The sequence below is a fragment of the Coleofasciculus sp. FACHB-712 genome (assembly GCF_014695635.1).
In the GTDB taxonomy this organism is placed as follows: Bacteria; Cyanobacteriota; Cyanobacteriia; order Cyanobacteriales; family FACHB-T130; genus FACHB-T130.
The window spans coordinates 1-9,354 of sequence record NZ_JACJOQ010000065.1 but is presented as its reverse complement, the minus strand read 5'-3'; the positions used below and the strand labels follow the sequence as shown (position 1 = coordinate 9,354).

Here is a 9,354-nt window from a genome sequence, read left to right as displayed (position 1 = left end):
AACTCACCTATTTTTTTATAGGTTCTAAAATCAAAACTAAAATAAATACACTCTTCTACCTTTTCAAATTGAATACAATTTAAATTGTAAAAAATTGAAACCTGTAGTTCCAGCGTACTTGCGATTCTAAATTACCAATTTTAAATACTCTAAGTTTTGCTGTGCCTGGGTTTTAACCCCTAAAAATTTTTTTAAACACGATCCCTTAGCTTTATACCCTGTACCCAAGGCTGGGTAGGGAATTTCAAAAAAACCGTTTATTATACCATAAAAACTCAACCACAAGAAAATTTGTTAAAATAGTTAACTTGCTTCAAGGGACTGAAATTGCTATTATTTAAATTCCTGATTTTGCCTATCTCCGTGCAGCCTACAAAGCTTTCGCCCAAGCTGAGAATATAAAGCTGGGTGTACCCACTCGTGTGAAAATAAACAGCAAACTTCCACAGGTTTAAATTGAGTGGATATACAACTACACTAAAGCGGAATAACTTGGTATCATAACCCTTTGAACCAGGAACGTCACTAGCGTCAGGTTGAGGAATGAAGTCTGATAAATCATTGATAAACAACAAAATTAAGCGGCAACTGCAACAAACACCAGTGGCGATTATCGGAATGGGTTGCATTTTTCCGCAAGCCAGGACTCTAGAAGAGTATTGGGAAAATATCATTACAAAAACCGATTGTATCTCTGATGTTCCTCCCTCACGCTGGCGGATTGAGGACTACTACGATCCAGATCCCAAGGCACCGGATAAGACTTATTGCAAACGAGGCGGATTCATCCCGGATATTGATTTTGATCCGATGGAATTTGGGTTGCCTCCCAATATTCTAGAGGTGACAGATGTCGCCCAAATGCTCTCGTTGGTAGTTGCCAAACAGGCAATGGAAGACGCTGGTTACGGTGAATCCAGAGATTTTAATCGGAAAGGCACAGGCGTCATTCTGGGCGTAGGGGGCGGGCAGAAACTAATTACGCCGCTAACTGCCCGTTTGCAATATCCCGTTTGGGAGAAGGTTCTTAAAAACAGTGGTGTATCTGACGAAGATACCCAAAAGATTATTGAGAAGATAAAACTTGCCTATATCGGCTGGGAGGAAAATTCTTTTCCGGGCATGTTGGGGAACGTGATTGCCGGACGAATTGCCAACCGCCTAGATTTAGGAGGAATTAACTGTGTTGTAGATGCAGCCTGTGCCGGGTCATTAAGCGCCCTGCGGATGGCTTTGAGTGAATTGACCGAGTATCGTAGCGACATGATGATCGCGGGCGGTGTGGATGCCGACAATTCGATCTTCATGTATATGTGCTTTAGTAAAACGCCTGCCTTTTCTAAAGAAGGGAATTCTCGTCCCTTCGATATAAATTCCGACGGGATGCTGTTGGGTGAAGGCATGGGAATGATGGTTCTCAAGCGGCTTGAAGATGCCGAACGAGATGGCGATCGCATTTATGCCGTCATCAAGGGAATGGGCACCTCCAGCGATGGCAAATCTAAGAGCATTTATGCTCCTCGTTCGGAAGGGCAAGCCGTAGCGTTGCGTCGAGCTTATGAAGATGCTGGATTTGCACCCTCAACAGTCGGTCTGATTGAAGCTCATGGTACAGGAACCGTCGCTGGCGATCCGACAGAATTTGCAGGCTTAAATGAAGTTTTTAGCCAAAACAACTCCCAAAAACAACATATTGCCTTGGGGAGCGTTAAGTCTCAGATTGGACATACCAAAGCAACAGCAGGTGCAGCCAGCCTGATCAAAACGGCTTTGGCTTTGCACCATAAGATATTACCCCCAACGATTAATGTCACCCAACCCAACCCTAAACTTAAAATAGAAGACTCACCCTTCTATTTGAATACCGAAACCAGACCCTGGCTTGGCATTGATGATGAAACGCCAAGAAGAGCAGGGGTCAGCGCGTTTGGCTTTGGAGGCACGAATTATCATGTCGTCCTCGAAGAATATCAAAGGGAACATCAACAGGCTTATCGTTTACACAGTACGCCAGCGACCATTCTGCTGGATGCTCCAACAGTAGGAGAATTATTGGCGAAGTGTGAAACCCTAGAGTCGCAATTAGCAAGCGATCGCGGCACACAACATTACACAGAACTTGTCAGCGCTGCGAGTTTAAAAATTCCCGTTGCCTCAGCCAGAGTGGGATTTGTCGCCACCTCTGCCGCAGAAGCCCGTGAATTATTGCAGATTACGATTGACTTACTGAAAAACAAACAGCAAGCCCAATCGTGGGAGCATCCCAAAGGAATCTATTACCGCAAAACTAGCCTGAACCCCCAAGGGAAGGTAGTGGCGCTGTTTTCGGGGCAAGGTTCGCAGTATTTGGAGATGGGTAAGGAACTTGTCCTTAACTTCCCTCAGCTTCGCCAAGCTTACAGCGATATGGACAAATACCTGGGCAAGAATGGGTTGCCACCCATTTCCCAAGTCGTTTTCCCGTGTCCTGTTTTTGACAACGCCCAAAAGGATGCCCAAATTGCGGCATTACAACAAACCGAAAATGCCCAACCAGCAATTGGTGCCTTGAGTTTTGGTCTTTACAGAATTCTAGAACAGGCAGGTTTTAAGCCTGATTTTGTGGCAGGGCACAGCTTCGGGGAACTGACAGCGCTTTGGGCTGCGGGCGTTCTGAATGACGAAGATTATTTTTTCCTTGTCAAAGCCAGAGGTCAAGCGATGGCATTCCCCGACGATCCAAAAGTCGATACCGGCATGATGCTGGCGGTGAAAGGGGATATCCATAAAGTCAAAGAAGTTGTCGAGAACTTCCCCAAAATTACCATTGCCAACTGGAACTCTAACAATCAGGTGGTGTTAGCGGGAGCGAAGGGGGAAATCGCCAAAGTCCAGCAGAAATTGGAGCAGCTTGGGTATTCGGTTGTTTTACTACCCGTTTCCGCAGCTTTCCATTCACCGTTTGTCGCTCACGCTCAAAAACGGTTTGCAGAGGTGCTGGATCGCGTTACTTTCAATCAGCCGAAAATCCCGGTATACTCCAATACAACCGGAAATCTTTATCCAGACAATTCCCATACCATCGGACAAACCTTAGCTGCACATATTGTCAATCCTGTGCATTTTAAGCAGGAAGTTGAAAATATTTACGCAGCCGGGGGATATTTCTTTGTCGAAATTGGTCCCAGGAATATCCTGACCAATCTGGTGAAGAATATCCTCGAAGATCGACCCCATTTAGCGATCGCCTTGAATGCCAGTAGCAAAGGAGATAGCCAGCGCCAGTTGTGCGAAGCCTTTGTTCAGTTGCGCGTGGCTGGCTTGTCTTTAGATAACCTCGATCCTTACCTAGTTAAATCAAAAACATCCAATTCTCAGCAAAAGAAGAGATTGAATGTGCCTTTAAACGGCGCTAACTATGTCAGTGAGAAAACCAAAGCTGCTTTTGAACACGCTTTGCAAAACGGACACCAAATCAAGGGAAATCCAGAAAGGGAAAACAGGAATGGGAAATTGACACAGGAGCCGAAGAAATCTTTAGCCCCGAAACCAACACCACACATCGCCCCAATCCCTACCCCTCAACCCGTAATTCCCGTACCCGTAATTCCCCAAGTCAAAATGCCAGAGCCGATACCAGTTCCACCCGCAACCAAATCAGAGGCGCAACCCATGCAACAATCTTCTGTAAATAATCAGGGTCTTCTAGAAAGTTTAGAGCGCAACATGATGCGCTTTCACGAACATCAAGCTGCCAGCCAGCAAGTTCACGAACAATACCTGAAAAATCAGTTGGAATATTCCCAAAGATTTTTCCAGCTCATGCAGCAACATTATTCTCTTTTGGGGGCTGGTAATGGTGCGAATGGGTCAGTTGTGAATGGTCAGGCGTCAATCGCGCCGATTCGGAACTTTGAGCAAGGACAAAACGGACAAGGAACCTCTGACAAACCACAGTATTCGGTTGTTTCCCCTACTGCCACGACTGTCGTACCGACACCCGAGAAGCTGATACATTCTGGGCTAGCTGCCCCAGAAACCGTCCCTACAGCGGTGCCAGTAATTTCCCAACCCGTTTCCAGCAATGGTTCGCAGGCAGCCCAGGCTCGCTCAGTAGAGACAAACAGCGTTTCAACTCAAATCGCTCAATTAGAGCCAACAGAAGTTGCGCCCTCTTTCATCGAAAATACCCCTAGTGCGTCCGTAATCGCGCCGGTGGATTTGACCCCCCTGATTCAAGCGCTGTTAGAAGTAGTCAGTGAGAAAACTGGCTACCCCACGGAAATGCTAGAGCTTTCAATGGATATGGAAGCAGATTTGGGGATTGACTCGATCAAGCGGGTGGAAATCTTGGGAGCCATGCAGGAGTTATTCCCTGATTTGCCGCCGGTGAATCCAGAACAGCTAGCCGAACTCCGCACCCTCGCTCAAATTGTTGAATATATGGGCAACAAAGCTCCATCAACAGAGGTCGAGGTTTCCTCTCCAGCGGCAGCAGTTTCAGCGAAGGCAGAAAACGGATTTGTCTCCCAGGAGAAGGCGAATGCTCTAATTCAATCCTTGTTAGAAGTGGTCAGCGAGAAGACTGGCTACCCCACGGAAATGCTAGAGCTTTCGATGGACATGGAAGCAGATTTGGGGATTGACTCGATCAAGCGGGTGGAAATCTTGGGGGCAATGCAGGAGTTATTCCCTGATTTGCCGCCGGTGAATCCAGAACAGCTAGCCGAACTCCGCACCCTTGCTCAAATTGTTGAATATATGAGCCAGGAATCGCGGGTGGCTGAAAAAAAAACTTAACCCCAGAATCGCAGCAAGTTGAAGCTTCAGATGAAGCTTCAACTGAAGTTGAGCACAAGATTCAACGCGGTCGGGCGAGGCTCCAACCTCTAAGTGAGGTAGATTATTTGGATTTCACCTTGCCCGACCATCACATTTGTTTGCTGACCGATGACGGTAGCCCTGCCAGTATCAGATTGGTCAAGTCTCTTTCAGACCGAGGGTGGAAAGTGGTTGTATTAAGTTTCCCCGAATCTGTTATTGCCCAAGGGCTACCGTTACCGGGAGGAATTAACCGTGTGGTGCTGGCAGATTTGAGCGAGGAGCATTTGAAACAACAGCTGATGGCGATCGCGCAAAACTACGGCTCGATTGGCACGTTCGTTCATCTGCATCCCTCAATTCAAGCAAGTCTTGGGCAGGAATCGGAAAGAGCCATCCTCAAGCATATTTTTCTGATTGCTAAGCACCTCAAAAAATCACTGAATGAAGGAGCACGTCAAGGACGCAGTTGTTTCCTCACCGTGAGCCGCCTGGATGGGCAATTCGGTTTAAGTCGCAAAACAGAGTTTAGCTCCATCGGTGGGGGGCTGTTCGGCTTGACGAAAACCCTCAACCTGGAATGGGAACGGGTGTTTTGTCGCGCCATCGATTTGAGTCCCGCTTTCGATGAAGAATTTGTCGCCCAATCGATTGTCGCAGAACTTCACGACCCCAATCGGTTGATTACCGAAGTCGGGTACAGTTCCCAGGGGAGAACCACCCTGGTAGCCGAGATGTGTAGGGTTAAGAAGAACGCTCACCCCACAAAAAATCAAATTACTCCATCCTCTGTGTTTCTCGTCAGCGGCGGTGGACGCGGGATTACTTCCCAATGTGTCATCAAGCTAGCGCAACGCTACCAATGCAAATTCATCCTCCTCGGTCGCTCAAGCATCAATCCGGAGCCAGCATGGGCAAAAGGCTGTGTTGATGAATTTGATTTGAAAAAGCGGATCATGGCAGATATTACTGCACGAGGAGAGAAACCCACCCCAATCAAAGTCCAAAAGACACTGAAGGGGATTTTAGCCCAACGAGAAATCGCCCAAACGCTGGAAGCGATTGAGCAAGCGGGTGGGAAAGCAGAATATCTCAGCGCCGACATTACCGATGCGATCGCTTTAAAGGAAAAACTAGCAGATGCCGTCCAGCGTTTCGGAGCGATCTCCGGAATTCTTCATGGCGCTGGCAATTTGGCAGATAAATTAATTGAGAATAAATCCGAACAGGATTTTGAAGCCGTTTATACTGCCAAAGTCAAAGGATTGGAAAATCTGCTGAGTTGTGTCAATCCGAATCAAATCAAGCATTTGGTGTTGTTCGCGTCAGCCGCTGGGTTTTACGGGAATATTGGTCAATCGGATTATGCGATCGCCAATGAGATTCTCAATAAATTTGCCCATCACTTTAAGCGCCTCCATCCCGAATGTCACGTAGCTTCCTTTAATTGGGGACCTTGGGATGGCGGGATGGTTACGCCTGAGTTAAAACAGATTTTTGCCGAACGCAAGGTTGAGGTAATTCCCGTTGAAGTGGGCACTCAGATGCTAGTTGACGAACTAGATTTTGGCGAACGGGAAACGGTACAAGTCTTAGTGGGGAGTCCTCTGGTAGTCGTGTCTGGAGAGCTAGATTCAGAACTCCGGACTTACCAAATTCATCGAAAATTAAACCTGAAAGCAAATTCCTTTTTGCAAGATCATGCGATTGGTGGTCAAGCGGTATTACCAACCGTTTGTGGTTCAGTATGGCTTGCCAATGTTAGCGAACAGCTATATCCTGGCTACAAGTTTTTTAGCTGCGAAAACTTCAAAGTCTTAAAAGGCATTGTTTTCGATGAAACATTGGCAAGCGAATACATCTTGGAAGTGAAGGAAGTCAATAAATCCCAGAACGAGCAGCTCGAACTCGCAGCGACAATATGGAGTGAAGCGGAACCCGGAAAACGCCGCTATCATTACAACGGGCAGGTGAAACTCCTGAAGGAAATTCCGGAAGCTCCCACTTACGAATTTGACGCCACTCAAAGTCAAGAGTTTGCGTTTCTATCGCCTTATCAGGATGGCACCTTGTTTCATGGCCCTAGTTTTAAAGGGGTAAAACAAGTTTTAAATATTACGCCAGAAACCCTGACGATGGAATGTGTTTTACCCCAAATCGCTGAAGAACAGCGGGGACAGTTTCCGGCACAGGCATTCGATTTTGTCGCCAAAGATGTGCAATTTCAGTGCATGTTGATTTGGGTAAGGCATTTTTATCAGGCGGCTAGTCTCCCTTTACGCTGCCAGAAAGGAGAGCATTTCCAAACGATTCCCTTGGGTAAACCATTTTACGTGTCGATGGATGTCATTTCTAGCAATGAGACAAAGTTAGTGGCGAACATCACTTCCCACGATATCCAAGGAAAAGTTTACTCGCGAGTATTTGGGGCAGAAGTGACGATTAGCAAACAACTGAACCGTCTATTCTTTAACTCAGAAAAAGTAGGAGTTAAGTAATGGCGAGTTAAGAAACCATTCAGCGTGCTGTAGTCGCGATCGCTGCTACAGCACAATGGTTAGAGCTTATTTAAAATAAAGTAGTTTTTGATTAAATTTTTTAGGAATATTGAATGGAAAAAATTGCAATTATCGGTTTATCTAGCTTATTCCCAGGTGCAGAAAGTCCTGAGCAATATTGGCAGAATTTAATTGCTAAAAAAGATTTTAAAAGCTTAGCAACAGTCGAACAAATGGGAGTAGACCCCCAAAAGTTTTATTCGACAGATAAAGGGAAGCTAGATAAATACTATTGTTTAAAGGGAGGGTATATTCGAGATTTTCAGTTAGATACCAGCGAGTATCAGATGCCTCCTGAGTTACTGAAAAACTTAGATGAAATTTATCAATGGTCTTTATACGTTTCAAAACAAGCTTTAAAAGATAGCGGTTATTTAGGAAATCACTCAGTTCTGGAAAAATGCGGCGTAATTCTGGGGAATCTTTCTTTTCCCACCCGCTTTTCCCATCGTTTTTTTGCACCAATCTATCAAAAGTCTCTGGATTCAGCCCTTCAGCAACTTTTAGAAGAAGAATCTTTCCAACTAAAAAAACCACCTTCTGATGGATCTCTTTTAAATGGAATGTTAGCTGGGTATCCGGCAGCAGTCATTGCTCAAGCGCTGTCTTTATCTGGAATTAATTTATCTCTGGATGCAGCCTGTGCGACATCGCTGTATGCAGTTAAATTAGCTTGTCACTATCTGTTATCCGGCAAAGCTGACCTGATGTTAGCGGGTGCGGTGAGTTGCGCCGATCCGTTCTTCATCAATATGGGATTTTCAATTTTCCACGCTTATCCAGAAGATGGGATATCGCGTCCTTTTGATAAGTCATCCGGAGGACTCGTAGCTGGAGAAGGAGCCGGAATGGTTGTCCTGAAACGATATAGCGATGCGCTGCGAGATGGCGATCGCATCTACGCCACAATCTGCGGTGTTGGCTTATCGAATGACGGGAAAGGGAAATTCGTCCTCAGTCCCAATCCCAAAGGGCAAATCTTAGCCTTTGAACGGGCATATACCGAAGCCGGAATTCATCCCAACAGTATCGATTACATTGAGTGTCATGCCACGGGGACTCCGGTCGGAGATATCACCGAACTCAACTCGATGGAGACCTTCTTCGGTCAGTCTCAAACGGTGCCTCTGATTGGTTCTGTCAAATCCAATTTTGGTCACTTATTAACGGCTGCGGGAATCGCGGGTCTCATCAAAGTGATTTTGAGCATGGGTGAAGAGATCATCCCGGCGACAATCGACGTAATTGACCCCCTCCGTTCAGAAAAAGGCGCGATCGCTGCTGAACAGATGGTTACTTCCCCGACACCCTGGCCTCAAAAACAACCGACAAAACGCGCCGCCATCAATGCTTTTGGTTTTGGTGGTACTAATGCTCATTTGATTTTAGAATCTTCAGAGGCAACGGCGGGAGAAGGTGAGGATCCCCAATCCCCAATTCCCAATCCTCAACTCAAAACTCAAAATTCAAAACTCAACACTCAACACTCATTAGCGATCGTCGGCATGGATGCCTTCTTTGGCTCCTGTAAAAGTTTAGATGCCTTCGAGCGCACAATTTATGAGGGAACGCAGCATTTTATCCCTCTTCCGCCTCAGCGCTGGCAAGGTATCGAAGAGCAACCCCAATTACTCAAAGACTATGGCTTAGCAAACGGTGAAGCGCCTCTGGGAGCCTACATTCAAGATTTTGAACTCGATTTTCTCAATTTCAAAATCCCGCCCCGCGACGAAGATCAACTAATTCCTCAACAGCTATTGATGCTAAAGGTGGCGGACAACGCTATCAAAGATGCAAAACTATCTCAAGGGGGAAATGTCGCCGTGATTGTGGCGATGGGGACAGAACTCTCCCTACACCAGTATCGCGGTCGATGCGATTTATCTTGGCAAATCAAAGAAAGCTTGGAACAAGCGAATATTTCTTTGTCTCCCGAAAAACTTGCCGAACTGGAAGCCATTGCCAAAGATAGCTTGCATCCTCCGGCGCAAGTTAA

At 46.2% G+C, this 9,354-nt stretch carries 3 protein-coding genes; all 3 read left to right on the top strand.

What is annotated here, in order from left to right; all coding sequences use genetic code 11:
- The first annotated feature begins 543 nt into the window (after positions 1-543).
- Positions 544-4,779: a type I polyketide synthase gene (locus H6F50_RS01530; RefSeq protein ID WP_190425572.1), complete on the top strand. Its 4,236-nt coding sequence runs from the start codon at positions 544-546 to the stop codon at positions 4,777-4,779.
- A gap of 107 nt (positions 4,780-4,886) precedes the next feature.
- Positions 4,887-7,298 carry an SDR family NAD(P)-dependent oxidoreductase gene (locus tag H6F50_RS01525; RefSeq protein WP_190425569.1) on the top strand — a complete coding sequence of 804 codons (2,412 nt, stop codon included), beginning with the start codon at positions 4,887-4,889 and terminating at the stop codon, positions 7,296-7,298.
- 113 nt (positions 7,299-7,411) lie between these two features.
- A partial coding sequence (locus H6F50_RS01520) for a beta-ketoacyl synthase N-terminal-like domain-containing protein (RefSeq protein WP_277879308.1) occupies positions 7,412-9,354 on the top strand: 1,943 nt, incomplete at its 3' end.